Origin of the sequence: Kitasatospora sp. NPDC094019, from assembly GCF_044764505.1 — a bacterium.
Lineage (GTDB): Bacteria > Actinomycetota > Actinomycetes > Streptomycetales > Streptomycetaceae > Kitasatospora.
The window spans coordinates 1-24,983 of sequence record NZ_JBIWIF010000018.1 but is presented as its reverse complement, the minus strand read 5'-3'; the positions used below and the strand labels follow the sequence as shown (position 1 = coordinate 24,983).

The window sequence follows — 24,983 nt, the reverse complement described above, 5'->3', positions numbered from 1 at the left end:
TACTGGGTCGTACTTGGGCGATTCGGGCGTGCGTCCAGCCGGGATGCCCGGCGTCGCGGACCCGGCGGGAATGTGCAAACACGCCCTAGTACCCGGTGCCCCGTCGGGCCCACCGGTACACCCGTTCGACGGCGGTGGAGCCGCGCCGGGAGGCCGCCCGGCTCCGGATCGGGCAAGGACCGGGCGGGGAAACGTAGGATGAAACCTTCGTATTCGTACCGAAATCACCGGACAGGCGTCGATGGCAATTCCCAAGGCTGAACTCCACCTGCACATCGAAGGCACGCTGGAGCCCGAGCTCGCCTTCGCGCTCGCCCGGCGCAACGGCGTGGTGCTCCCGTTCGCGGACGCCGAGGAGCTGCGGCGGGCGTACGCGTTCGGCGACCTGCAGTCGTTCCTCGACCTGTACTACGCGCTGATGGCGGTGCTGCGGACCGAGGAGGACTTCGAGGAGCTCGCCGAGGCGTACCTGGAGCGGGCGGCCGCGCAGGGGGTGCGGCACGCGGAGATCTTCTTCGACCCGCAGGCGCACACCGCCCGCGGGGTCGCGCTGCCGGTGGTCGTGGACGGGCTCGGGCGGGCGCTGGACCGGGCCGGGGAGCGGCACGGCATCAGCACCCGGCTGATCATGTGCTTCCTGCGGGACGAGTCGGCCGAGTCGGCGCTGGAGACCTTCGAGGCGGCCCGGCCCTGGTTCGGCGGGCGGATCACCGGCATCGGCCTGGACTCCGCCGAGGTCGGCCACCCGCCGGCCAAGTTCCGCGAGGTCTACCGGCGGGCCGCCGAGGCCGGGCTGCACCGGGTCGCGCACGCCGGCGAGGAGGGCCCGGCCTCGTACATCACCGAGGCGCTGGACGTGCTCGGGGTGGAGCGGATCGACCACGGGCTGCGCTGCCTGGAGGACCCGGCGCTGGTGGAGCGGCTGGTCCGGGAGCGGATCCCGCTCACCCTCTGCCCGCTCTCCAACGTGCGGCTGCGCTGCGTGGACACCCTGGCCGACCACCCGCTGCCCGCGATCCTCGCGGCCGGCCTGCTGGCCACCGTCAACTCGGACGACCCGGCCTACTTCGGGGGCTATGTCGGCGACACCTTCGACGCCCTCGCCGAGGCGCTCGGCCTGGACCAGGACACCCTGCGGCTGCTCGCGGCCAACTCCTTCCGGGCCTCGTTCCTGCCCGAGGAGCGCCGCGCCGCTCTGCTGGCCGAGGTCGACGCCTACGAGTTCGGCACCCCCGGCGTCTGATGCCGACCCCGGCGTCCGAGGCCGCCCGCGGCGCCGCCCCCGGGAACGGGGACGGCGCCGGGGCGGGGGCCGGGGACGGCGCCGCGGGCGCGTCGGAGCGCGTCGCCGACCGGATCACTCCGTCAGGGGCAGGCACTCGGCGAGCAGGTCGAGGACGTCACGCCACGCCCGTCGCGCGTGCCGCGGATGGTGGCCGACGCCGGGGACCGTGGTGTGGTCGACCGGCGGGTGGTGGAAGGCGTGCAGGGCGCCGCCGTAGACCGTGAGGCGCCAGTCGACGCCCGCGGCCTGCATCTCGGTGGTGAACGCGTCCCGTTGCGCGGGCGGCATGATCGGGTCCTCCGACCCGACCCCGGCCCACACCGGACAGCGGATGCGCGCCGCCTCGCCCGGTCGGCCCGTGGTCACCGCGTTGACCGTCCCGATCGCGCGCAGGTCGACGCCGTCGCGCCCGAGCTCCAGCGCGATCGCGCCACCGGTGCCGTAGCCGACGGCGGCGATCCGGTCGGGGTCGGTCCGCGGCTCGGCGCGGAGCACGTCGAGCGCCGCGTGGCCGACTCCCCGCATCCGTCCGGGGTCGGCGAGCAGCGGCAGGCAACGGGCGAGCATCTCCTCGGGCTCGCCCAGGTAGCGCCCGCCGTGGAGGTCGAAGGCGAGTGCCACGTATCCCAGCTCGGCGAGCGCGTCGGCCCGGCGGCGCTCGACGTCGCCGAGCCCCATCCCCTCGGGTCCGACCAGGACCGCGGGCCGGCGGTCGGCACCGGGCGGGAGCGCGAGGTGCCCGGTCATCGTCAGGCCGTCGGCCGGGTACTCGACCGCGCGCGTGGTGATCGTCGTCATGAACCCGGACCGTAGTGGTCGCCCGGCCGGTGGGACCGGCGTTCCGCTGCCGGCGGAAGGCGGGTCCCCGGCGCGCACCGACCAGGTCCGGCGGTCCGTGGACGGCCCGGAGGCGACGGACGGACGGCTCCCACCCGGGAAACCGCGGGTGGGAGCCGTCGGTAGGGTCCGGTCAGAGCAGGGTCGACCAGTAGTACCAGAAGCGCTTCAGGACCAGCAGGGCGATCACCGCGTACCAGAGCGCCGGAACGACCCAGTGGTAGCGGGCCGCCTCGCGGACGGCCGGGCGCAGGGAGCGGGGGACCGGGAGGACGCCGGTGCGCAGGTTGTGCAGGGTGGTGTACCAGAACAGCGGGATCATCGCCGCCCACACCACCATGCAGTACGGGCAGAGCGCGCCGATCCGGTACAGCGCCTGGTACATCAGCCAGGTCACGAAGCCGATCCCGAAGACGGTGCCGGCCTGGAGGCCCAGCCAGAACCAGCGCCGGTAGGTGGCGCCGGCCAGCAGTCCGGCGCCGATCGCGATCACCACGGCGAAGCCGGCCAGACCGAGCAGCGAGTTGGGGAAGCCGAACGCCTCGGCCTGGTCGCTGCGCATGATCGAGCCGCAGCTGATGATCGGATTGATGTTGCAGCTCGGGACGTAGGACGGGTCCTTCAGCAGCCGGATCTTGTCCAGGGTGAGGACGGCGGAGGCGAACAGCCCCAGCGCGCCGCCGATCACCAGCAGCAGGGCGAACGGGCGGCTCGCGCCGTACCCGGGCCGGGCGCCGGCGGGAGCGGGGGCCGTCATCCGGTCACCTGCTTGACCATCGCGGTGAACTGCTCGGGCGAGACGGCCTTGCCGCCGGAGAACACGTCGAGCTTCTTGCCGTCCAGGCGGACGGTCGGGGTGCCGGTGACGCCGCTCTTGTCGAATGCCTTGTTCACCTGGCCGGCCCAGGGCAGGTAGGTGCCCTCGCGGACGGCCTTGACGAAGCCGTCGGTCTTCAGGCCCGGCACCTTGTCGGCCAGGTCGAGCAGGTGGTTGACGTCGGCGAAGGCGTCGTCGCGCTCGTCCGGCTGGTTGGCGTAGAGCACGTCGTGGAACTGCTTGAACTTGTCCACGCCCTCGTTCAGCGCCGCGCCGGCGGCGGCCAGCGCGGTGCGGGAGCCCTTGCCGCCGAGGCCCTGGTCCAGGAAGGTCGCCAGGTGGTACTCGATCTTGTAGCTGCCGGCGTCGGCGAGCTGCTGGACGGTCGGGCCGGTGGTGGTCTCCAGCTGCTCGCAGAACGGGCAGCGGAAGTCCTCGTAGACCTCCAGCGTGTGCGGGGCGTCCGCCTTGCCGTAGGTGACCACGGTGCCGTCCGCGCCGCTCGCGTTCGCCGGTACGACCAGCGGGCCGGACGCGGTGTCGGCCGAGCCGGAGCCGGAGCCGGTCGAGCCGCCGACGGCGAAGGCGACGCCCGCCGCGAGGGCGATCAGGACGGCGGAGGCGGTACCGACCACGGCCCGGCGGCGGATCCGGGCCGAGCGCTCGGCCTGCGCGCGCTCCTGGCGCATCCGCTCGGTGGCGGCCTTGCGGGCGGCCTTCCGGTCGCCGGGGGTGGTGTTCTTCTTGGGGGAGGTGCTCATGGTGGAGGTCGTCCTGGTGCTCGTGGCGGGGCGTGCGGGCGCGGGGGCGCACGGCCGGCCGGGGACCGGGGGACCGGGAGGGTCCGCGGGGTCGCTCAGCGGGCGGGCGCCGGCAGCCGCGCGGGCGGGCCGCGCCGGACGGCGGGCCGGAGCCGGACCGACTCGGCGGGGACCAGCACCCGGCTGGCCCGGGGGAACGGCACCCGGGCCACCGGACGGGCCGGCAGCGGCGCGGTCAGCAGCCTCAGCCAGTGGCCGGCCGCGGCGGGGAAGCTCCGGGCGAAGTCGCCCAGCGTCCGCGCCGTGCGGGCCAGCCCGGACAGCGCGGCGTCGGCGCTGCGCAGCCAGTAGGCGGCGGCCAGCGCGAGCGCGGTGTGCAGGAGCAGCAGCAGGGCGAGCCCGACCGGACGGGAGAGGCCGTGGCCGAGCAGCAGGCCGCCGAGGGAGCCGCCGCCGCACAGCAGCGGTTCGAGACCGCGGGCGGCGCCGGGCGGCAGCGAGGGGCAGGTGGACTGGGCGAGCTCGAACAGGGCGCTCAGGCCCAGTTCCAGCGGCAGGAAGACCGCCGCGACGACCCGGAAGCCGCGCTCGCGGCCGGACAGCGCGTAGGCCACCGCGAACACGGCGGCCCCGGCCACCGCCAGCGTGCCGAGCGGCAGCGGGCGTCCGGTGACCAGCACCTGGCCGAGCCCGGCGAGCAGCACGAGCAGCGCGGCGAAGACCGCCGCGCGCAGCGTCCTGGTGTCCCGGGCACAGTTCATGAGTCCCGAGTGTGCCACAGGTCGAAGGCCCGGCGAGTGGCTCCCGGGCCCGCTGTGAAGATCCTCACCACCGGCTCTGAGCTGGGCTTATATGCCGTTTACAGTGGCTGTGCCGGGAGCCTCGACGACCGGCTCGGGCGGTGTCGCGGCGGCCTCGACCCGGGCCTCGACCAGCTCCCGGAAGTGCTCCAGGTCGGTCCGGACGGTCCGCTCGATCGCCCCGGCCAGCGCGAAGCCGCCGGGACCGCCGAACACCTCCCGGACCACCCCCGGGTCGTACTCGACCCGGACCTGCACCCGGGTGTGCGCCGCGTCGAGCGGGCGCAGCGCGAAGGCGCCGTGCAGCGCCGGACCGTCCAGGGTGCGCCAGGCCATCACCCGGCCCCGGCCCCGGTCGGTGATCTCGGTCTCGACGTCCAGTTCGGTGCCGGCGATCTCCACCCCGAGGTGGGCGAGGTTGCGGCCGTGCGGCTGGGCGGTGCGGACGCCGTCGACGAAGCGCGGGTACTCGTGGACGCGGTGCAGTTGCTCCCAGGCCGCCAGGACGGGGGCGTCGATGTCGATCTGTTCCTCCAGCGTGCTCATGGCCGGCCGGACCTCCTCGGGTTGGCGCGCGGTCCACTCCTCCAGCCTGCGCCGCGGGGGCGGTCCGGGCAAAGGGCGGGAGCGGAGAGCGGGTGGAGGAGGCGAACGGCGGGCAGCGGGGCGAGACTGGGCACATGCCGGAGTTGCCCGAGGTCGAGGCCCTGACCGCGTTCCTGTCCGAACGGCTGACCGGGCGGGTGATCGCCGAGGTGCGGCCGGTGGCGATCAGCGCGCTCAAGACCTACGACCCGCCGGTGACGGCGCTGGCCGGGCTGACGGTCGGCGCGGTGGTCCGGCACGGGAAGTTCCTGGACATCGGGGCCGACGGGCTGCACCTGGTGGTGCACCTGGCCCGGGCGGGCTGGCTGCGCTGGCGGGAGCACCTGCCGGAGGAGCCGCCGAAGCCGGGCGGGCGCAACCCGCTGGCCCTGCGGGTGCGGCTGGAGGGCCCGGACGGGGACGGTTTCGACCTCACCGAGGCGGGCACCAAGAAGGGCCTCGCGGTCTACGTGGTGCGGGACGCCGAGGAGGTCCCGGGGGTGGCCCGGCTGGGCCCGGACCCGTTCGACCCGGACTTCGACCTGGCGCGCTTCCGGTCGCTGCTGGGCGGCGAGCGCCGCCGGATCAAGGGGGTGCTGCGGGACCAGACGGTGCTGGCCGGGGTCGGCAACGCCTACTCGGACGAGGTGCTGCACGTGGCCCGGATGTCCCCGTACAAGCTGGCGGCCGACCTGTCGGACGAGGAGTCGGCGCGGCTGTTCGAGGCGCTCGGCACGACCCTGCGCGAGGCGGTCGAGCGCTCGCGCGGACTGGCGGCGGGGGAGCTGAAGGCGGAGAAGAAGCTGGGGATGCGGGTGCACGGGCGGACCGGGCAGCCCTGCCCGGTGTGCGGGGACACCGTGCGGGAGGTGTCGTTCGCCGACTCCTCACTGCAGTACTGCCCGACCTGCCAGACCGGGGGGAAGCCGCTCGCGGACCGGCGGCTGTCCCGGCTGCTGAAGTAGCGCGCGGCCGCGGGAGGGGCCGGCGCCCGGAGCGGCGGGCCCCGTCGGCCGGCCCCGTTCCGCGGTGGGAGGGCGGGGCCGGCGGGGACCGGGGGAACGGCCTACGGCTTGCGGGCGAGTCCGCCCCAGTAGTACGCCGCGTACGGGTCGGCCGGCTGCTCGCCGTCCGGGTGCCAGGCCATCACCGGGGCGACGCCGGGCTCGACCAGCTCCCAGCCGTCGAAGAACCGGGTGACCTCCTCCTTGCTGCGCGGCACCAGGGTCATCCCGGCGGCGCGGGCGGAGGCGGTCACCTGGGCGACGGCGGCCTCGTTGAAGTCCTGGGTGGGGTGGGTGAGCGCGATGTAGCTGCCGGAGGGGAGCGCGTCGCGCAGCGCGGCGACCTTGGCCCACGGGTCGTCCTCGTCGGCGATCAGCATCAGGACGGCGATCATCAGCATGCCGACCGGCCGGGTGAGGTCCAGCGTGGTGTTGAGGGCCGGGTCGGCCAGCAGTTCGGCGGGCTTGCCCAGGTCGGCGTGGATGTAGGTGGTGCGGCTGGCCGGGGTGGAGACCATCAGCGCGCGGGCGTGGGCCAGCACGATCGGGTCGTTGTCCACGTAGACGACCCGGGTCCCGGCGCTGACGGACTCGGCGATCTCGTGGGTGTTGGGCGAGGTGGGGATGCCGGTGCCGAGGTCGAGGAACTGGCGGATGCCGTAGCGCTCGGCGAGGTGGCGCACGGCGCGCTTCTGGAAGCCGCGGTTCTCCTTGGCCTGCGCCTTCATGGTGGGCACGGCCTGCTCGATGGCCTGGCCCATCGCGCGGTCGGGCGGGAAGTTGGTCTTCCCGCCCAGCCAGTAGTCGTAGACGCGGGCGGAGTGCGGGGTGCTGGTGTCGACCCCGTACTTCTCCCACTGGCTGAGTTCGGCGGCGTCGTTCTCGGACCGGTCGGCGAAGTCCTGACTCGTCGTCATGGCCACGTCCTTTTAAGACAGATCATCACACTGGGAGAGGTCAGATTAGCGGGCCCGGCGCGGATCCGGTCACGGGGTGGGCGAACAGCCGGCGCCATGGGCCGTTGGGGTGGTGATCGGACCGGTCGGGGTAGCCGCTGGGAGACGGGCCGATGAACGGGGGACACATCCGTCATGCTGTCTGATCGTCAGATTACTTCGCGAAGATTGCTGCTGGTCGCGGCGGGGATGTCGCTGCTCGGGGTCGCCGGCTGCGGCCGGGCGGAGGAGGTGGCGGCGACCGCCGCCGCCCTCCGTTCGGCGGGCCCGGACCCGCTGCCGGGGACGCCGCCCGCCGACGGGCCGGCCCCGGCCCCGGTCGCCGCGCCGTCCCCCGCCGACCCCGCCCTGCCCACGGCCCCGTCCTCGCCCGTCGCCGCGCCGGCGCCGACGGGCGGTCCGCCCACCGCCTCCTCCGCTCCCTCCGCCTCCTCCGCTCCCTCCGCCGCGTCCGGCGACCAGGCGGGGGCGGCCCCCGCACGGGCGCTGACGCCCGCCGAGAGCCGTCCGGTGTACGAGCTCGACGCCGACCGGCGGGTGGTGGCCCTCACCATCGACGACGGCCCCGACCCCCGGCACACCCCGACCGTGCTGGCGCTGCTGGAACAGCACGGCATCCGGGCCACCTTCTTCCTGATCGGGGAGAACGCGGTCGAGCATCCCGACCTGGTCCGCGAGATCGCCGCCCGGGGCCATCACATCGCCAACCACACCTGGACCCACCCCGACCTGCGCCACCTCTCGGAGGCCAAGGTCCGGGACGAGCTGGAGCGCACCTCCGAGCTGCTGCACCGGACCACCGGCAAGGCGCCCACCTGGTTCCGGGCGCCGGGCGGCGACTGGTCCCCGGCCTCCCTGAAGGTGAGCGCGGAACTCGGCATGCGTCCCATGGCCTGGTCGGTCGACCCCCGGGACTGGGCCCGCCCCGGCACCGGCGTGATCACCGACCGGATCCTCAAGGACGTCCGCCCGGGCTCGATCGTGCTCAACCACGACGGGGGCGGCGACCGTTCGCAGACGGTGGCGGCGCTGAAGGCGTACCTGCCGGTGCTGATCGACTCCGGGTACCACTTCACGGCCCCACCCGGGTGAGCGGTCGAGGGTGTGGAGTCGGAGACGAAAAGGTCGCGCAAACAATGGATAAACCACTCGAAAGGATGGATAAGAAGAATCGTTTCGGCAATTTTTGCGCCTCTAGGGTTATCTCGCACGATTCCATACGAACTCGTGGAATAACGCCCGAAAGGCTCCCTGTCATGCGTCTGCGCAACACCGTGATCGCCGCCGCCAGTGCGATCGCGCTCGTCCTCGCCATTCCCTCCTCCGCCAACGCGGCGACCGGCGAGTTCCTCTACAAGACCGGCCCCGGCCTCCCGCACGGGCTGACCGACCCGCCGAGCGAGGACTGCCTCAACCTGCCCGGCACGAGCGACGATGAGCCCGCGCACTCACCGCGGAACCTCACCCTGTCGACCGCCACGGTCTTCGTCGAATTCGACTGCGCGGGCGACGTCTACTACGTGATGAACCCCGGCAAGATCCTCGGTCAGCGCCTGAAGCTGCGCTCCGTCGTCTTCTCCTGACGCCGCCGTCGGCCGGGCGCGGGCCGGGTGCGGGCCGAGGCGCCCGGCCCCGCACCCGGTCCACCCGGAGCGGCCGGACCGGGTGGACCTCGCCCGAACGGCGTAGCGTGGCCGGGGGAGGGGTTCGCGCAGGTCCCGACACGGCGCAGGAGGAACGATGTCCGAACGGGAGCCGGACCCGGCGGAGCAGGAGGAGTTCGCGGGTCGCGTATTGCAGGTGCTCAACGACGCCTGCCTGGGATTCATGGCCAGCCTCGGCCACCGGACCGGTCTTTTCGACACCATGGCCGGCCTCGCCCCGTCCACGAGCGAGGACCTCGCCCTGGCCGCCGGGCTGGACGGGCGCTACGTCCGGGAGTGGCTGGGCGCGATGGTCGTCGGCGGCTTCGTCGAGTACGAGCCGCGGGCCCGCACCTACCGGCTGCCACCGGAGCACGCGGCCTCGCTGACCCGGGCCGGCGGCCCGGAGAACCTGGCCGGGATGATGCAGTACCTCGCCCTCTTCGGCCAGGTCGAGGACGGGCTCGTCGACGTGTTCCGCGAGGGCGGCGGGATGCCCTACTCGGCCTACCCGCGCTTCCAGGCGCTCCAGGCCGAGGAGAGCGCGGCGGGCTACGACCTGGCGCTGGTGGACGCCGTGGTGCCGCTCGTGCCCGGGCTCCCCGAGCGGCTGCGGGCCGGGATCGACGTGGTGGACATCGGCACCGGGCAGGGCCACGCCGTCAACGTCCTGGCCAGGGCCTTCCCCGCCAGCCGCTTCACCGGGGTGGACATCTCCGAGCAGGGCATCGGCGCGGCCAAGGCAGAGGCTTCCGCGCACGGCCTGGACAACGCCCGCTTCGTGCTCGCCGACTCGGCCGACCTCACCGGCGGGTACGACCTGGTCACCGCCTTCGACGTGGTCCACGACCTGGCCCGTCCCGACCGCACCCTGCGGGCCGTCGCCGGGGTGCTGCGGCCCGAGGGCGTCTTCCTGATGGGCGACATCGCCGCCAGCAGCCTGCTGGAGGAGAACATCGACCATCCGCTCGCCCCGGCGCTGTACACCTTCTCGACCTTCTACTGCATGACGGTCTCGCTCGGTGAGGGCGGCGCCGGGCTGGGCACCGTATGGGGCGAGCAGACCGCGCGCCGGATGCTGGCCGAGGCCGGCTTCGGCTCGGTGGACGTGTCGCGGATCGAGGGCGACCCGCTGAACCAGTACTACGTGGCGCGGCTGGACGTCGCCGCGTAGCACCCGGCGCGGACACCACGACCGAAGGGCACGAGCGAAGGAGGGCGTCGATGACCGGCAACGGCTACGCACACCCCGAGGCACTGGTCGGCACCGAGTGGCTCGCCCGGCACCTGGACGACGGCACGCTCCGCGTGGTCGAGGTGGACGAGGACAACGGCGCGTACGAGCGCGGCCACGTGCCCGGCGCGGTCGGCTGGAACTGGACCACCGACCTGCACAGCCCGGTGGGGCGCGACTACGTCGACCGCGCGGGCGTCGAGCACCTGCTGCGAGCGGCCGGGGTGGAGGAGGACACCACCGTGGTGCTCTACGGCGGCAACAACAACTGGTTCGCCGCCTACGCCTACTGGCTGCTGCGGCTGCGCGGCTTCGGCCCGGTGCGGCTGCTGGACGGCGGGCGCAAGAAGTGGGAGCTGGAGGGGCGGGAGCTGACCGCGGAGGTGATGGACCACCAGCACAGCCCGTACCGGATGACCGGGCCCGAGCACCCGGAGGTGCGGGCGATGCGGGACGAGGTCCTGGCCAAGGCGGAGGTCTTCGCCAAACCCGGCTCGGACGCGGTACTGGTGGACGTCCGCTCGCCGGCCGAGTTCCGGGGCGAGGCGCTGGCGCCGGCGCACCTGCCGCAGGAGCAGGCCCAGGTGCCGGGGCACATCCCGGGCGCCGTCAACATCCCCTGGTCGCAGGCGACCCGGGAGGACGGGACGTTCCGCTCCGCCGAGGAGCTGCGGGAGCTGTACGGCGGCCGCGGTGTCGGGTCGGAGCAGGAGGTGATCGCCTACTGCCGGATCGGGGAGCGCTCGGCGCACACCTGGTTCGCGCTGACCGAGCTGCTCGGCTTCGAGCACGTCAAGAACTACGACGGGTCGTGGACCGAATACGGCTCGCTGGTCCGCGCGCCGGTGGCGCTCGGCGCCTGATGCGGCGACAGCAGGCCGTCCGTGGAGGGCCGATGACGGCATGTCACGACCTGGCCGCCCGGCCATTTCGGCCTGTTTCTTCTCATGAACATTTCATCGTTGAGGCGTAGGACCGGGTTCGTTGGGACAAGGATCGATCCGACCCGTTGTCCCAGTGACCCTGTGGAGGACCCCTGTGCGCAAGAGGCTGATCGTCTCTGCCGCCGCCGGCGCGCTCGCCCTGCTGCTGTCCGTCCCCGCCTCGGCCGCCCAGGCCGGCCCGGGCGCGGCCGGGATCGGCGATCCCTACTACCCGAACGCCGGCAACGGCGGTTACGACGTCTCGCACTACGACATCCGGCTCAAATACTCACCCACCACCGACGAGCTGGAAGGCACCACCACCGTCCTGGCCACCGCCACCCAGGACCTCACCCGCTTCAACCTCGACTTCGTGCTCAGCGTGAAGGAGGTGCTCGTCAACGGCCGGGCCGCGAAGTTCACCACCAGCGGCGAGCAGGAGCTGGTGATCACCCCGTCCCGGACCGTCGCCAAGGGCAGCCCGCTCACCGTGGTCGTCCGCTACGCCGACAAGCCGGGCGAGGTCGAGCGCGGCGGGTACTCCGCCTGGCTGCGCACCCCCGACGGCGGCGTGGCCGCCAACGAGCCCGAGGGCGCCGCCTGGTGGTTCCCGGCCAACGACCACCCGACCGACAAGGCCACCTTCGACGTCTCGGTGCTGGTGCCCGAGGGCACCCAGGTGATCAGCAACGGGACCCGGACCACCAGCTCCCGGCCCGGCTGGACCCGCTACAACTACCGGCAGACCAAGCCGCAGGCCACCTATCTGGCCACGCTGGCGATCGGGAAGTTCGACATCCGCCAGGACACCACCCCGGGCGGGCTGCCGGTCATCACCGCCTACAGCCCGGACCTCGGCGTCAACCTCGGCGCGGCGCAGGCCAGCGTCGAGCGCACCGGCGAGCTGACCGACTGGCTGAGCGGTCTGTTCGGCCCGTACCCGTTCGACACCGTGGGCGGCTACGTGCCCAATGTGCCGACCGGCTACGCGCTGGAGACCCAGGGGCAGGTCTTCTACAGCCCGGCCCAGTTCGCGCGCGGCGCCAACACCTCCGTGGTGGCCCACGAGCTGGCCCACCAGTGGTACGGCGACAGCGTCTCGGTGCAGCGCTGGAGCGACATCTGGCTCAACGAGGGCTTCGCCCGGTACGCGCAGTGGCTCTGGTCGGAGCACGAGGACGAGGGCACCGCGCAGGAGCTGGCCGACTACGTCTACGGCTACTACCCGGCCGACGACGCGTTCTGGTCCGTGCGGCCGGGCGACCCGGGTCCGGACCACCAGTTCGCCGGCGCCGTCTACGACCGGGGCGCGATCGCCATCCAGGCGCTGCGCAACACGGTCGGGGACGAGAAGTTCTTCGCGATCCTGAAGGGGTGGCCGACCGAGCGCAAGTACGGCAACGCCACCATCCCGCAGTTCCAGGCGTTCGCGGAGCGGATCTCCGGCAAGCCGCTGGGCGCGCTGTTCAACACCTGGCTGTTCACGGCCGGCAAGCCGGCGGTGGGTTCGGCCGGCGCGGCGGCCGGGGCCGGTTCGGCGCTCGCGGCGGCGCCCGGGCTCGCCGGCCTCGCCCCGGGGGCGGCGGCGGCGGCGCCGGCGCAGCCGAAGTCCTGGCAGAAGATCCAGGACACCAACGCGGTGCACGAGCACCAGGGCTGACGGTCGGTCATCGTGATGGACCGGTGACAGGGGCCCGGCCGACGCCCGTGGGCGTCGGCCGGGCCCCTGCGTGCGCTCAGGGGCGCAGCGCGTGTTCCTCGGCGAGGACCAGCTCCTCGATGCCGCGCAGGAAGCGCTCCATCGCGGGCCGGGGGAGCACCGCGGGGTCGGCCGTCAGGGCGAGTTGCAGGGCGGTCGGGGTGCGCTGCGCGTCCAGGGCGTAGGTGAGCCCGGGGCGCGGGTCGAACTCGACCGGCCAGTCCAGGGTGGTGCCCCCGTCGGCCCCGGCGCCGGCGACGGCCGGGTCCGGGGCGGTGAGGCCGCCGGGCAGCAGGTCGCGGGTGTCGTTGAAGACGCAGGAGCGGTCGGCGAGCGGTACCCGGTCGGCGGTCAGGCGCTCGATCTCGGCGTCCAGCAGGCGCCGGTCGTAGTAGGCGTGCCGGTAGGCGGCGATCGACGCGGCGTGGGTGCGGCGCACGGCCGCGCCGAACTCGCCGTCGGCGTCCTGGAGGTGGAGCAGGGCGTCACCGGCGATCACGCTCACCGCGTCGGTGAGGCCGGACAGGAAGCGGTTGTTGACCACCACCTGGAGCACCGCGTCCGGACGTCCGGCCAGCCGGGCCGTCATGGCGGCGGTGGCGGCCAGCAGGACGGCGGAGGAGCCCGCGCGGTGGGCGGCGGCCACCGTGTCGACCGCGCGGAGCAGCGCGGGCGAGCTGAGGACGGCGTTCGGGAACCGGGCGGCGGGGTCGGCCGCCGGGGCGGGCGGGAACAGCCGGGCCGGGGCGGCGCGCAGTTTGCGCACGGTGTGCGCGCGGGCGTTGGCGTCGCGCTTGCGGCCGCGCTCCGAGGTCTGGAACGCGGCCTCCTCCAGGGGCTGCTGGGTGGTCCGGGCGGCCAGCAGCGCGGCCGGTTCGGCGCCCAGGGCGAGTGCGGTGAGGTCGCGGACCAGCAGGCCCATCCCGGTGCCGTCCACGGCGGTGTGGGAGAGCACCAGGGAGATGTGCCGCACCAGGCCGTCGGCCACGACCAGGCCGACCCGGATCGGCCACTCGGTGCCGCAGTCGAAGGTACGGCCCGTCAGTTCCCGGTGCAGCGCGGCCCCGGCGGCGGTGAGCCCGGCCCGGTCGGTGCCGGCGGGGAGGTCGTGGACCAGGGCGGGCAGGGTGCCGGCCGGGTCGACGGTCTGGCGCAGGCCGGTGCTCCGCGGCTCTCCGGCGGCGGGTGGGCCCTCGGTGCCGTCCGGCTCCTCCGTCGGGTCGTCCGGTCCGGGGTGCAGCCGGGTGTGCAGGGAATCGTGCAGGTGCAGCAGTTTCCCGAGGGCGTCCAGGACCACCGGGAGCGGCAGTCCGGGGTCGAGCGGGGTGGCGGTGCCGATGTTGTAGCGGGGGCGGTCGGCGGGGGCCAGGCGGTTGACGACGTCCCAGATGGCTCGCTGGCCCCAGGTGGCGGGGCCGCTGCCGGAGCGGCCGTCGGCGAAGGGGATCTCCAGTTGTCGACTCGTGGTCACCGTGGGGGTTCTCCGATGCGCTGGTGCGGATGCGGGGCGTTGGTGCGGGCGGGTGCGGTGGGAGCCGTCCCGGAGAGTCTGCGGCACGGCCGCGAAATCGCGCCAGAAGAAGGTCGAATCCGGCAAGGATCTTCGGAATCCGGGCTACCGGTCGGTACTCCCGGGGGTGGCGTGGCAGCATCCGACTTGTGAGGCGTGACATTGCACATGTCACGTGCGATATCGGCCTCGCGCACGACCCCACCCTCTTGTTCGTACGAAGGAGAAGTACCGAGATGAAGCGATTCGCCGCGCTCCTCGCCACCGGCGCCGCGCTCTCCGCGCTGGCCGTCACCGGGGCCACCCAGGCCACCGCGCAGACCACCGGCGGCCCTTCGGGCCCCAGCACCAAGAACTGCGTCGACGGGTTCCCGGGCATCGTGAACCTGCGGCTCTGTGCCTCGGTGACCGGTGACCAGGTCGTGTTCTCCGGCTACGCGACCCCCGCCAGCATCGCCTGGAACCCGCAGAAGGTCTCCTTCAACCTGACCGCCGGCGTCGTCGGCGGCGCCCTGATCGGGAGCGACTCGCCCTACGTGCTCATCACCCCCGGCGGCATCCCGGTCGGCAACGTCTCCGGCACCGCGCCGTGCGGCTCCAGCGTCCAGGCCACGTTCAACGTGACCCAGTGGGGCTGGCCGCCGTCGACCGCCACCGTCACCGTGCCGGTCACCTGCTGATGAAGCGCTGACCGGGGCCGGTCCCGCGGATCCTTCCGGGGCCGCGGCGAAATCCGCGGGACCGGCCCCGGTCCCCGACGCCCGTGCGGTGCGGGCGTCGGCGCGGAACGGAGCCCGTGCGGTACGGGCGCTCCCAGGGTCTGCGGGATCCAGGGTCTGCGGGACCCGGGGTCCGCCGGACCCGGGACGCGTGGACCCCGGTGGAGCAGGGCCCTGGGTGGCGCGGGGCGGCGGGACCAGAGTGGTCCCCGTCAGGCATTCAGGCCCTCAGGCCCTCAGGCCCTCAGTACCGACCGACCGCACCGGAGCAGACCATGAACCACGCCGCACACCCCTCCCTCGCCACGTACTCCTCCCTCGCCGACCGGACCGCCGTCGTCACCGGGGCGGCCAGCGGCATGGGAGAGGCCACCGCCCGGCTGCTCGCCGCCGGCGGAGCCCGGGTGGCCCTGCTGGCCCGCCGCGCCGAGCGGCTGGACGCCCTCGCCGCCGCGATCACCGCCGACGGCGGCCGGGCCATCGCCGTCACCGCCGACGTCACCGACCAGTCCTCGGTGGACGCCGCGGTCCGGACCGTGCACGACGCCTGGGGTCCGGTCGACCTGGTGGTCAACAACGCCGGTGTGATGCTGCCCAACCCGCTCGCGGACGGCCGGATCGACGAGTGGACCCGGATGATCGACACCAACCTGACCGGCGCGCTGCGAATCGTCCGCGCCTTCTCCGCCGACCTCGTCGCGGCCGCCGCCGAGGGCAGCGCCGCCGACCTGGTCAACGTCTCCTCCATCGCCTCCCACGTCCTGTTCCCCGACTACGCCGTCTACGGGGCCACCAAGGCGGCGCTCACCCAGCTGTCCGCCGCGCTGCGCACCGAACTCGGCCCCCGGGACGTGCGGGTCTCCGCCCTCGAACCCGGGCTCACCGACACCGAGCTCGGCGGGCACATCGACAACCCGGAGCTGCGCGGGCAGCTCGCCGGGATGTTCGAGGCGATGCCCGCGCTGACCGCCGGGGACATCGCCGAGCTGATCGCCTTCACCGTCACCCGCCCTCGCCATGTGAACCTCCGTCACCTGGTGGCGCTGCCGACCCGGCAGGCTTGATCGTCAAGGCGGGGCGGCCCGGTCCACGCTTACGGGTGGCGGATACCTCCCGTCCGGGTGACACCGGTTCCGGCGCGGCCGTTCGTGGGCCAAGAGTGGTGCGCCATGACCACTGAAGACCTGGACGCTCCCCGGCCGAGCGCGACCGGCGCCGTGCCCGGACCCGCACGGCGGTCGGTCGTCGCGGCGACCGGCGTTTCGGTGCTCGCCGCCGGCCTCGCCGCGGCCGCCGCCGTTCCCGCCGCCGCCCTCGCCTCCGCCGTCCCGCCGACGGTCCCGCCGGCCGCGGACCCGCCCGTCGCCGTACCGCCCGCCGCCGACCCGCCGGGCACCGACGAGCGGGCGTACACGACGGTCGCCCGCGCCATCGCCGTCTACGACGACCACGACCGGCCGCTCGTCCCGGCCTACCTGAAGATCGTCCGGGACGGCCTGCCGCCGGGACGGGCCCGGGCGACCAAGCGGGTCCTGGTCGTCGGGGCCGGACCGGCCGGACTGCTGGCCGCCGACCTGCTCAACCGGGCGGGCCACGACGTCGTCGTGATCGAGGCCAACGGGAACCGCGTCGGCGGCCGGATCAAGACCTTCCGCGCCGGCGGGCACGAGAACGGCGCCCAGCCCTTCGCCGACCCGCTCCAGTACGCCGAGGCCGGGGCGATGCGGTTGCCCGAGAGCCACCCGCTGGTGATGGAACTGCTCGACAAGTACCGGTTGCCGCGGCAGGAGTTCCTGCTGGTGGACGTCGACCCGCAGAACCCCTCGCAGCGCACCAACCGCACCTGGATCCACGTCAACGGGCTGCACGTCCGGCGGGCCGACTACGAGCGGGACCCCTCGGCGGTCAACGAGTCCTTCGGCGTCACCGGCCCCAACCGCACCCGGACCGCCGCCGCCGTCTACGCCGAGGCGCTGGAGCACGCGCTGGCGCTCGTCCGGGGCAAGGAGGGGCCGGCCCTGGTCGAGGGCTGGGCCACCGTGCTGCGGCGGTACGGGCACTGGTCGATGTACCGGTACCTCACCGAGGAGGGCGGGCTCGACACCAGGACCGTCGACCTGATCGGCACGGTCCAGAACGTGACCTCGCGTCTGCACCTGTCCTTCGTGCACAGCTTCCTGTCCGCCGCGCTGATCGACCCGAGGACGAGGTTCTGGGAGATCAGGGGCGGCACGGCGAAGCTCGTCGACGCCCTGTACGCGGCCGTGAAGGGGAAGGTGCGGTTCGACCGGCGCGCGGTGCGGATCGACCGGCAGGGCGGCAAGGTCCGGGTGCACACCGTCTCCGAGGCGTGCCAGGCCGGGCGGGGCGGGGCGACCGAGGTCTTCGAGGGGGACGAGGCGATCGTCACCGTCCCGTTCGCCGGGCTGCGCCATGTGACCTTCGATCCGCCGCTCGGCTACGGCAAGCGGCGGGCCGTCACCGAACTCCACTACGACGCCGCGACCAAGGTGCTGCTGGAGTTCTCCCGGCGCTGGTGGGAGTTCACCGAGGAGGAGTGGCGGGCGGCGCTGGACTCCGTCGAGCCCGGCCTCCACGAGAAGTACCGGCAGGGCAAGGTCCCCGACGGCCGGTACCTCGGGGCCCACGACTCGGTGAAGGCGCTCGGGGTGAGCGTCCCCGGTGAGCTGCGGGAGTGCTTCGCGGCCTTCCGCCCGGTCGGCGGGGACCCGCCGGCCGCCCATGTGCGCGGCGGCGGCGCGGTGAGCGACAACGCCAACCGGTTCACCTACTTCGAGCACGCCCACCCCTTGGAGGGGAGCGACGGCGGCGTGGTGCTGGCCTCGTACAGCTGGGCGGACGACGCGCTGAAGTGGGACGCCTACGCCGACGAGGAGCGGTACCTGCGGGCGCTGGCCGGGGTGCAGGCCGTCTTCGGCCGCCGCTGCGAGGTCTTCTTCACCACGAAGGGCCGGACGCAGTCGTGGATGCGTGACCACTACGCCTACGGGGAGGCGTCGGTGCTGCTGCCGGGTCAGCACACCGAACTGTTCCCCGACATCCCCGGCTCGGAGGGGCCGCTGCACTTCGCGGGGGACCACACCTCGACCAAGCCGGCCTGGGTCGAGGGCGCGCTGGAGTCGGCCGTGCGGAGCGCGCTGCTGGTGCACACGGGCTGACCGGGGCCGGCCGGGACGACCCGGGACGACCTGGGACGACCTGGGACGACCGGTGCAGGGCGATCCCCGCGGCGTGCGGGGATCGCTCGGGGGAGGTCGGGCAGGGGCGGGGTGGTGTCGGGGTGGTGGTGTGGCGGCGGTGGTGCCGGGGCGGTGCTCGCCGGGTCAGCGGCGGGTGGCGGTGACCAGGTAGTAGTCGAGCAGGCCGTCCCGCCAGGAGGGGAGGAAGTTGCGGGTCCAGTGGCCGGGCGGGACGGTGCCTTCGAGATAGCGGTCGAGGCCGGGCCAGACGTCCGCGCCGATGGACTCGGTGGTGACCTCGGCGAAGCCGGCCGCCCCGAGGTCGGCCGTGAAGCCCTCCAACGGGTGGGGGACGTCCAGGCCGTTGGCGAAACTGCCGAGCAGGATGCTCAGCCGCTCGGCGACATCGGGCCCCACGGCGGAGAAGAACGTGGTCACCACCAGCCGGCCGCCCGGGCGCAGCACCCGGGCCGCCTCGTGGGCGAAGCCGGTCAGCTCGCGGAAGTGCTGGGCCGCCTCGACCGAGTACAGGCCGTCCATCGAGCCGTCCGCGAAGGGCAGGTCGTCGGCGGAGCCCAGGGTGTAGCCGAGCCGGTCCGGGAAGGTCGCCAGCGCCTTGGCGTTGACGGCGCGGGCGCGCTCGATCTGGTCGGGGTGGATGTCGACCCCGGTGACGGCGGCGAAGCGGAACTCGCACAGCGCGAGCGCCGCTCCCAGCCCGCGCCCGCAGCCCACCTCGCCGAGCCGCAGCGACTCGGCCGGCCCGGGGAAGGCGCGCAGCACCCGGCGGTAGAGGTTCTCCTGACTGCGGACGCGGTCCTCGGTCGTCGGATCGGTGGTGCGGACGCCGCGCCAGTCGCCGAAGTTGATGAATCCGCCCGCGAAGGAGGCGGCCTGTGACAGGTCGTCGGCGCCGTAGGTCCGGCGTACCGGTCCTGGGATGTGGTCCTGGCTCATGGCTCGCTCGGGCTCCTCGTGTGTCGTGGCGACGGCCGGGTGACGGCGGTGGCCGGGGTGACGGGCGCGGGCGGGGGAGGGCCGGTGCTCCGGGCCTCCCGCGGGCGCGCGCCGCAGTACGTACCCAAACCGGCCGATGGTGGAACTACCCGAAGGAGGTGGTTTCAGAAGGGGCGGAGCAGGTCAGGAGGGACGGACGGGAACTCGGTGTCGACGGGGCGGTCGGCCTGCCAGACTGGGCGCCGATCGATCGTTCGGATCCGAAGGGGACGGGGAGCATCATGGGGATGGGCACGGGCACGGGTGTTGTCGCGGGGGACGCCGCGGCGGACGGGCGGATCGCGCCGCCGCTGACCGGGGGCGAGCGCGAGACGCTGCGGGCGTTCCTGGACTTCCACCGGGCCACGCTGGCGATGAAGTGCGCCGGGCTGACGGACGAACAGCTGCGGCTGCGGTCGAGCCCGCCGTCGACGCTGAGCCTGCTCGGGCTGGTGCGCCACATGGCGGAGGTCGAGCGGACCTGGTTCCGGCGGGTCATCGACGGCGAGGACGTCCCGCTGGTGTGGTCCGCGGAGGGCGACTACCAGGTCGCCTACGACACCACCGGCGCCGACCGGGCCGAAGCCTTCGCGGCCTGGGAGGCGGAGGTGGAGCACGCCCGGCGGATCGAGCGCGAGGCGGAGTCGCTCGACGTCACCGGTTACCAGGCCCGCTGGAAGGAGAACGTCTCGCTGCGGCTGGTGATGCTCCACCTGATCCACGAGTACGCCCGCCACAACGGCCACGCGGACTTCCTCCGCGAGGCGATCGACGGCGCCACCGGAGCCTGAGGCCGCCCCGGCGGGCGCTCGTCGGGCGCGAGCCGGGCGGGCGTCGGGCGGGCGCCGGGGGAGGGCTTCGCGGTGGGTGGTGAACGCGGGGCGGGGTGCGGGCCGTATCCGTCTGCGTGACAGTGATGACCTCGGGACGTGGTGCTGGCAAGCTGGCCGCCATGGCGGAAGCGGTGGGTGAGGCGGGAGTCCGGGAGCTGGTCGCGGGGTGGCTCGCGGCGGAGCGGCCCGGTGAGGACGGGGCCGGTGGCGGGGAACCGCCGGACGGCGGGTGGGCGGTGCCGCCGGCCGCCGGGGCGGTGGTGGTCGCGGCCGCGCGGCGGCTGGCCGGTGGCGGTGCGCCCGCGGTGGTGCCGGAGGGGCTGCGGCTGATCGCCGAGGCCCTGGTGGTGGACGAGTACCCGTCGGCGGGGGCGTGGACGGCGCGGGAGCGCGCGGAGGCCGTGGAGTGGGTGGCGCTGCTGCTGCACCGCTTCGGGGAGGACGGTGTCACCCTGTTGACGGCCGAGCTCACGGGGGAGGCGGGGGAGTCCGCGGGCACCTCAGCCGGCTAACGCCGCCAGCCGCCGGTCCAGCTCGCCGACCACCGTGGTGTCACCGAGCCGCCCGTACAGGCCGCGGGCCGCCCGGAGGGTGCCGACGGCCTCCGGGGCGCGGCCGGTCGCCAGCAGGAAGTCCGCGAAGTGGCGTTCGGCCACCGCCTGCAGATGGACCGCGCCGGCGAACCGGCAGCGCTCCACCGTCTGCCGCCAGGCGTCCTCCGCGTCGCCGTACCGGCCGAGCAGTTGCAGGGCGTGCGCCTCGTTGATCATCGCGGAGAGGTGGAAGACCGCCAGCGGGTGTTCGGCGAGCAGGGCCCGGGCCTCGCCGGCGCGGCGCAGGGCCCGGGCCGGATCGCCGGCCAGGCCGTACAGGCCGGCGGTGTTGCTCAGCGCGTAGGGGGTGTGTTCGGCGTGGCCGTGCGTCTCGGCCAGGGCGATCGCCCGCTCGCCCAGCCGGACCGCCTCGTCGGGCCGCCCGCCGGCCGCTGTGGTGACGGCCAGCACGGTGAGCGCCTGCACCCGGACGGCGTCGTCGGTGCCGGAACTGCGGTCGACCGCCCGGCGGGCCAGCCGGTGCGCCTCGACCGTCCGGCCCCGGCCGCTCAGGGCCCGGGCCGTCACGGCCTCCATCGCGGCCACCGCCGCCGGATCACCGGTGCGGCCGGCGGCGTCCAGGCCGGTCCGCAGGCAGGACAGCCGGTCCGTGCGGCGCCCGACGCTGTAGTACAGGCCGTCGGCGCGGTAGGCGAGCCGCCACGCGCGGTCGTGGTCGCCGGTCTCGGAGGCGGCGGCGACCAGGCCCCGGACGGCGGGCTCCTCGGCCTGGAACCAGTCCAGGATCGAGCGGACGGTGGGCAGATGGGGCCGGGCGGCGCGGCGCCCGCCGGACCTCGGCGGGCCACCGGCGGTACCGGCGGCCCTGGCGCCCGGGGCGGGTTGGAGCAGGGCGGCGCCGTGGGCCACCATCGCGAGGTAGTGGTCGGCCAGCGCGGCGGTGGCGGTGGTGTGCTCGGACGGGTGCCGCTCGTCGAGGAGTTCGGCCCCGTAGAGCCGGATCAGGTCGCAGCGGCGGTAGCGGCCGGGTGCGATCTCGCTGAGCAGGTGGTGCGCGGTCAGGGCGGCCAGCGCGTCCCGGGCCTCGTCCGGTCCGGCGCCGAGCAGCGCCGCCGCGGCGGGGACGTCCGTGTCCCGGCCGGGGTGGACGGCGAGCAGGGCCAGCAGGTGGGCCGCCGTACCGCTGAGGCGGCGGAGCGTCCGGTCGAGCGCGCCGCGCAGGCTGGTGCTGCCCCGGGTGTCCAGGGCGTGCAGCCTGGTCCGCTCGTCGTCGAGTTCGGGCAGCAGGTCGGCGATCGCCCAGGCGGGACGGGTGGCCAGCCGGGCGGCGGCGATCCGCAGGGCGAGCGGCAGCCGGCCGCAGAGCTCGGCGAGCCGGGCGGTGGCCTCCGGTTCGGCGGCCACCCGGGGGCGGCCGAGCAGGTGCTCCAGCAGTTGTCCGGCCTCCTCGGCGGGCAGCGGGCCGAGGCGCAGCGGGGCGGCGCCCTCGGTGACCACGAGGTCCGCCAGGGTGCTGCGGCTGGTGACCACGGTGGCGCAGCCGGGACCGGCGGGCAGCAGGTCGGCGAGGTCCCCGACGTCCGCGACGTCGTCCAGCACCACCAGCAGGCGGCGGTGGCGGCTGAGCGAGCGGTACCGGGCGGCGCGGGCGGACCGGTCGGCGGGCAGGTCCGACTCCGGTACGCCCAGGGCCTGGAGGAACCGGCCGAGGACGGCGGCGGGGTCGGCGGGACGGCCCGGGCCGAAGGCGTTGAGGTCGGCGAAGAGGCGTCCGTCGGGGTACCCGGCGGCCGCGTCGTGCGCCCAGCGGAGGGCGGTGGCGGTCTTGCCGGTCCCGGCCGGGCCGACCAGGACGCCGAGCGGGCCGGGGCGGTTGGGGTCGGCGGCGTCCGAGCCGCGCAACCGGTCCGAGAGCCAGTCGAGTTCGGAGGTGCGGCCGACGAATCCGGCCGCGGGCCGGGGGAGTTGGTCGGGTGCGGGTGCGGGTGCGGGTGCGGGTGCGGGTGCGGGTGCGGGTGCGGTGGCCGGTGCGGTGGCGCTGGGGGCCGGAGGTGCGGCGGGCGCGGCCGGTGCGGTGGTGACGGCGGGGTCCGGCGCGGGGGCCGGGGGCGCGGGTCGGGCGGCGGCCGCGCGACCGCCGCCGACCGGGCGGGCCGTCGACTTGCAGCTCGCGAACGGCACCGCCGTCGTTGGCCGGTCGGCCGGGGCGACGGCTGCGGGCACGGTGGCCGGTCGGGTGACGGCCGGTCGGACCACGATCGGGGCGACGGCGGCCGGGGCGCTGCCGGGCCGGGGCCGTCCGATCAGGCGGACCGGTCCCGGCGCCGTGCCCGGGCGCCGCGCCGGGTCGTCGGACAGCACGCCCGAGACCGCCGACCGCAGCGCGCTGCCGGGCCCGACGCCGAGGTCCGCGGCGAGCCGGCGGCGGGTGCGGTGATAGGCGTTCAGGGCGTCCCAGGAGCGGCCGGACTGCTGCAGACAGAGCACCAGCCGGGCGGCCAGCGCCTCGTTCCACGGATCGGCCTCCGCCGCGCGGTCGAGCTCGGGCACGGCGTCGGCGCCCAGCCCGAGCCGGAGCAGCCGGTCGGCCCACGCCTCCAGCGCCAGGGTCCGGTCCTTGCGCAGCCGGTCGGCGAGCGCGTCCCGCAGGTCGGTCTCGGGCAGGTCGGCGAGTGCGGCGGGTCCCTGCCACAGGGAGAGCGCCCGGCGCAGCAGCCCGGCCGCCGCCTCGTCGCCGTCCGGGGCGCTGCGTGCGGCGGCGTCGGCGACCAGCCGCTCGAACAGCAGCGAGTCCACCGCGTCCGCCGGTCCGTCCAGCCGGTAGCCCGGCGGGCGGGTGGAGAGGACGAGGCCCGAGCCGGCGATCAGTTTGCGCAGCGCGGCGATGTGGCCCTGCAGCGCGGCCCGGGCCCGGGCCGGCGGAGCGTCGCCCCAGAGCAGTTCGAAGAAGCGTCCGACCGGGACGGTGCGGCCGAGTTCGAGCGCCAGCAGGGCCAGCGTGGCGCGCCGCTTGGCGGCGGCGGGCTCGACGGACCGGCCGTCGGCGGTCCGCAGTTCCACCGGGCCCAGCAGCCGAACGAACACGGATCCTCCCTGGTGAGAGCGGGTGGGCAAGGGCTTCCCTCCCTGTGCGGGGCGCAGTCTAGCCACGCTGAAGGTTCGTCCTGTGACGTTCGGTGTGCGATTTCGGGAATGGTGGGTATCTGTCCGACCGGGGGGTTGACGGCAGCCGGTTCGTGGTTCCTGCGAGAGCGCGCGGGGGCGTTCCCCGTTCGGAGGCGGACGCGGCGTTCGCCCGGCGCGGCTCCGGGCCCGTTGTCGCGCCGCCGGTGAGGCACTGTCGTCCGCGTGCTGACAAAGGGGACGGCGGGCGGGTCGGGTGCCGGGGCGGCGGGCGCGGGCGCCGGGTGCGGGCGGCGGTGCGGGCGGGCCCGTCGGGTGCGACCGGGGGCGGCGGTCCCGGGAGCGGGGTCCCAGCGGCCCGGGTCGTCCGGGCGGAGCGCGTGCCCGGCGGTTCGGGAGGAGTGCGCTTTAGGGCGTGCCCCGCTGCCCGAACGGGAACGGCCGGAGAGGGCCCCCGGGCGGGGCCGCGGGGCCCCCGGGCGGACACCGGGACGACCCGTCTCCAGTGTTCAACGGCCGGACGTCCACCTGGGGTTCACCTGCCGCCAGGAGATGAACCCGGGCCTCCGGGCGCCCCGTCGATCAGAGTGCGGGGCCGTCGTGGTTCCGAGAGCTTCGACCGCCGGGAAGGGCCACCATGCTGCGAATGAACGGGCCGCTGCGGATCACCGTCCTCGACAAGGACGCCTACTACGAGCAGCGCGCGGTGGTACGCACCCCGTACGGCACGTTCGTGCTGGAGGGGAGGGCCGGGGCCTCGCTGGACGTGCGGGCCGAGGAGTGGGAGCTGGAGCTCCAGCACTGCGTGCCCGGTGTGGGCTGGCGGCCCAACGTCCGGGTACTGCCGTACCCGTGGCAGACCTCCGGCGGCTTGCGCAGCCGGATCCTGCGCAGCAAGGACTGCGACTGGCCGAACGGGGACCCGACCGAGCGCAACTTCGTGCTCCGGCTCTCCGCGACGGTGGCCGAGCGTCCGGGCGCGGCCCCGGCCGCCGCCGAGGCGGTGGGCCCGGCCGTCCGGGGCGGTCTGCGGACCAGCTCCGGTGCGGGCGTCGGCACGGTCGGCGGGGCGATGCCCGGGGTGCCCGGGGTGCCCGCGATGCCGGGGGTGCCCGCGATGCCCGGGGCGCCGGCGATGCCCGGGGCGCCGGCGGTGTCCGGGGCGGAGGCCGCGCGGTCGGTGCCGGGGCTCAGGGCTGCGGAGGCCGTGCAGGGCGTGTCCGTGGCCGCCGCCCGGCTGGAGCCGGGGGGCATGTCGACGGGACGGGTGGCTCCGGCGGTGTGGCCCGCGCCGACGGCCCGGGCGGCGGAGGCCCGTGCGGTGGAGGCGGAGCGGGCGGAGCCGGTGACGGGTGCCGAGGCCCGGGGGAACGGCTGGTAGCGGGGCGGGGGGGGGGGGGGGGGGGGGGGGGGGGGGGGGGGGGCCCCGGGGCGGGGGGGCCGCGCGGGGGGGGGGGGGGGGGCGGGGGGGGGGGTGGGGGGGGGGGGCGGGGGGGGACACGGC

The 24,983-nt window shown here is 75.0% G+C and carries 22 protein-coding genes; 13 read left to right on the top strand and 9 right to left on the bottom strand.

The window, feature by feature from the left end:
* Positions 1-241 precede the first annotated feature (241 nt).
* Positions 242-1,243, top strand: coding sequence for an adenosine deaminase (locus ACIQ9P_RS31070; protein ID WP_402363526.1), 1,002 nt, complete (start codon positions 242-244; stop codon positions 1,241-1,243).
* Positions 1,244-1,357: 114 nt separating this feature from the next.
* Here ACIQ9P_RS31070 and ACIQ9P_RS31065 read toward each other — a convergent pair whose 3' ends face one another.
* The 5 genes from ACIQ9P_RS31065 to ACIQ9P_RS31045 all read right to left on the bottom strand — a co-directional run bounded on the left by ACIQ9P_RS31065 (position 1,358) and on the right by ACIQ9P_RS31045 (position 5,046).
* Entirely contained in the window at positions 1,358-2,083 is a 726-nt protein-coding gene (locus tag ACIQ9P_RS31065) for a dienelactone hydrolase family protein (protein ID WP_402363523.1), read from the bottom strand.
* 172 nt (positions 2,084-2,255) lie between these two features.
* The gene (locus ACIQ9P_RS31060; protein WP_402363519.1) at positions 2,256-2,879 is read right to left on the bottom strand and encodes a vitamin K epoxide reductase family protein; all 624 of its coding nucleotides are present in this window, start codon (positions 2,877-2,879) and stop codon (positions 2,256-2,258) included.
* Positions 2,876-3,700: a DsbA family protein gene (locus ACIQ9P_RS31055; RefSeq protein ID WP_402363516.1), complete on the bottom strand. Its 825-nt coding sequence runs from the start codon at positions 3,698-3,700 to the stop codon at positions 2,876-2,878. The genes ACIQ9P_RS31060 and ACIQ9P_RS31055 overlap by 4 nt, the downstream gene beginning before the upstream one ends.
* Positions 3,701-3,795: 95 nt before the next feature.
* Positions 3,796-4,461, bottom strand: coding sequence for a hypothetical protein (locus tag ACIQ9P_RS31050; RefSeq protein ID WP_402363513.1), 666 nt, complete (start codon positions 4,459-4,461; stop codon positions 3,796-3,798).
* An 87-nt stretch (positions 4,462-4,548) separates the two neighbouring features.
* On the bottom strand, positions 4,549-5,046 hold the full coding sequence (locus ACIQ9P_RS31045) for an SRPBCC family protein (RefSeq protein ID WP_402363510.1): 498 nt from the start codon (positions 5,044-5,046) through the stop codon (positions 4,549-4,551).
* A 134-nt stretch (positions 5,047-5,180) separates the two neighbouring features.
* Between ACIQ9P_RS31045 and ACIQ9P_RS31040 the strand changes: the two genes are divergently transcribed.
* Positions 5,181-6,050: an Fpg/Nei family DNA glycosylase gene (locus ACIQ9P_RS31040; RefSeq protein WP_402363507.1), complete on the top strand. Its 870-nt coding sequence runs from the start codon at positions 5,181-5,183 to the stop codon at positions 6,048-6,050.
* 101 nt (positions 6,051-6,151) lie between these two features.
* Here the strand turns inward: ACIQ9P_RS31040 and ACIQ9P_RS31035 are convergent, their stop codons facing one another.
* On the bottom strand, positions 6,152-7,006 hold the full coding sequence (locus ACIQ9P_RS31035; protein ID WP_402363504.1) for an SAM-dependent methyltransferase: 855 nt from the start codon (positions 7,004-7,006) through the stop codon (positions 6,152-6,154).
* A gap of 174 nt (positions 7,007-7,180) precedes the next feature.
* On the opposite strand from ACIQ9P_RS31035, the gene ACIQ9P_RS31030 reads away from it, so the two are divergent.
* The 5 genes from ACIQ9P_RS31030 to ACIQ9P_RS31010 all read left to right on the top strand — a co-directional run bounded on the left by ACIQ9P_RS31030 (position 7,181) and on the right by ACIQ9P_RS31010 (position 12,505).
* On the top strand, positions 7,181-8,137 hold the full coding sequence (locus ACIQ9P_RS31030) for a polysaccharide deacetylase family protein (RefSeq protein WP_402363501.1): 957 nt from the start codon (positions 7,181-7,183) through the stop codon (positions 8,135-8,137).
* A gap of 164 nt (positions 8,138-8,301) precedes the next feature.
* Positions 8,302-8,628, top strand: a complete 327-nt coding sequence (locus ACIQ9P_RS31025) for a hypothetical protein (protein WP_402363498.1) — start codon at positions 8,302-8,304, stop codon at positions 8,626-8,628.
* A 157-nt stretch (positions 8,629-8,785) separates the two neighbouring features.
* On the top strand, positions 8,786-9,862 hold the full coding sequence (locus ACIQ9P_RS31020) for a class I SAM-dependent methyltransferase (RefSeq protein ID WP_402363495.1): 1,077 nt from the start codon (positions 8,786-8,788) through the stop codon (positions 9,860-9,862).
* A 50-nt stretch (positions 9,863-9,912) separates the two neighbouring features.
* Complete coding sequence (locus tag ACIQ9P_RS31015) at positions 9,913-10,785, top strand: sulfurtransferase (RefSeq protein WP_402363492.1); 873 nt, start codon at positions 9,913-9,915, stop codon at positions 10,783-10,785.
* Between the two features lie 175 nt (positions 10,786-10,960).
* The gene (locus ACIQ9P_RS31010; RefSeq protein ID WP_402363489.1) at positions 10,961-12,505 is read left to right on the top strand and encodes a M1 family metallopeptidase; all 1,545 of its coding nucleotides are present in this window, start codon (positions 10,961-10,963) and stop codon (positions 12,503-12,505) included.
* Positions 12,506-12,581: 76 nt separating this feature from the next.
* Here the strand turns inward: ACIQ9P_RS31010 and ACIQ9P_RS31005 are convergent, their stop codons facing one another.
* Complete coding sequence (locus tag ACIQ9P_RS31005) at positions 12,582-14,015, bottom strand: non-ribosomal peptide synthetase condensation domain protein (protein ID WP_402363486.1); 1,434 nt, start codon at positions 14,013-14,015, stop codon at positions 12,582-12,584.
* 275 nt (positions 14,016-14,290) lie between these two features.
* Between ACIQ9P_RS31005 and ACIQ9P_RS31000 the strand changes: the two genes are divergently transcribed.
* The 3 genes from ACIQ9P_RS31000 to ACIQ9P_RS30990 all read left to right on the top strand — a co-directional run bounded on the left by ACIQ9P_RS31000 (position 14,291) and on the right by ACIQ9P_RS30990 (position 17,952).
* Positions 14,291-14,734 carry a hypothetical protein gene (locus ACIQ9P_RS31000; protein ID WP_402363483.1) on the top strand — a complete coding sequence of 148 codons (444 nt, stop codon included), beginning with the start codon at positions 14,291-14,293 and terminating at the stop codon, positions 14,732-14,734.
* Positions 14,735-15,048: 314 nt separating this feature from the next.
* The gene (locus ACIQ9P_RS30995; RefSeq protein ID WP_402363480.1) at positions 15,049-15,837 is read left to right on the top strand and encodes an SDR family oxidoreductase; all 789 of its coding nucleotides are present in this window, start codon (positions 15,049-15,051) and stop codon (positions 15,835-15,837) included.
* Positions 15,838-15,942: 105 nt separating this feature from the next.
* Positions 15,943-17,952, top strand: coding sequence for an FAD-dependent oxidoreductase (locus ACIQ9P_RS30990; protein ID WP_402363475.1), 2,010 nt, complete (start codon positions 15,943-15,945; stop codon positions 17,950-17,952).
* A 165-nt stretch (positions 17,953-18,117) separates the two neighbouring features.
* Here ACIQ9P_RS30990 and ACIQ9P_RS30985 read toward each other — a convergent pair whose 3' ends face one another.
* Positions 18,118-18,930: a class I SAM-dependent methyltransferase gene (locus ACIQ9P_RS30985; protein ID WP_402363472.1), complete on the bottom strand. Its 813-nt coding sequence runs from the start codon at positions 18,928-18,930 to the stop codon at positions 18,118-18,120.
* 287 nt (positions 18,931-19,217) lie between these two features.
* Between ACIQ9P_RS30985 and ACIQ9P_RS30980 the strand changes: the two genes are divergently transcribed.
* Positions 19,218-19,760 carry a DinB family protein gene (locus ACIQ9P_RS30980; RefSeq protein WP_402363469.1) on the top strand — a complete coding sequence of 181 codons (543 nt, stop codon included), beginning with the start codon at positions 19,218-19,220 and terminating at the stop codon, positions 19,758-19,760.
* A 161-nt stretch (positions 19,761-19,921) separates the two neighbouring features.
* On the top strand, positions 19,922-20,314 hold the full coding sequence (locus ACIQ9P_RS30975; RefSeq protein ID WP_402363467.1) for a hypothetical protein: 393 nt from the start codon (positions 19,922-19,924) through the stop codon (positions 20,312-20,314).
* Here ACIQ9P_RS30975 and ACIQ9P_RS30970 read toward each other — a convergent pair.
* Entirely contained in the window at positions 20,303-23,440 is a 3,138-nt protein-coding gene (locus tag ACIQ9P_RS30970; protein ID WP_402363464.1) for a BTAD domain-containing putative transcriptional regulator, read from the bottom strand. The two genes, ACIQ9P_RS30975 and ACIQ9P_RS30970, sit on opposite strands and share 12 nt — an antisense overlap.
* Before the next feature lie 676 nt (positions 23,441-24,116).
* On the opposite strand from ACIQ9P_RS30970, the gene ACIQ9P_RS30965 reads away from it, so the two are divergent.
* Positions 24,117-24,860 carry a hypothetical protein gene (locus tag ACIQ9P_RS30965; RefSeq protein ID WP_402363461.1) on the top strand — a complete coding sequence of 248 codons (744 nt, stop codon included), beginning with the start codon at positions 24,117-24,119 and terminating at the stop codon, positions 24,858-24,860.
* Positions 24,861-24,983 lie beyond the last annotated feature (123 nt).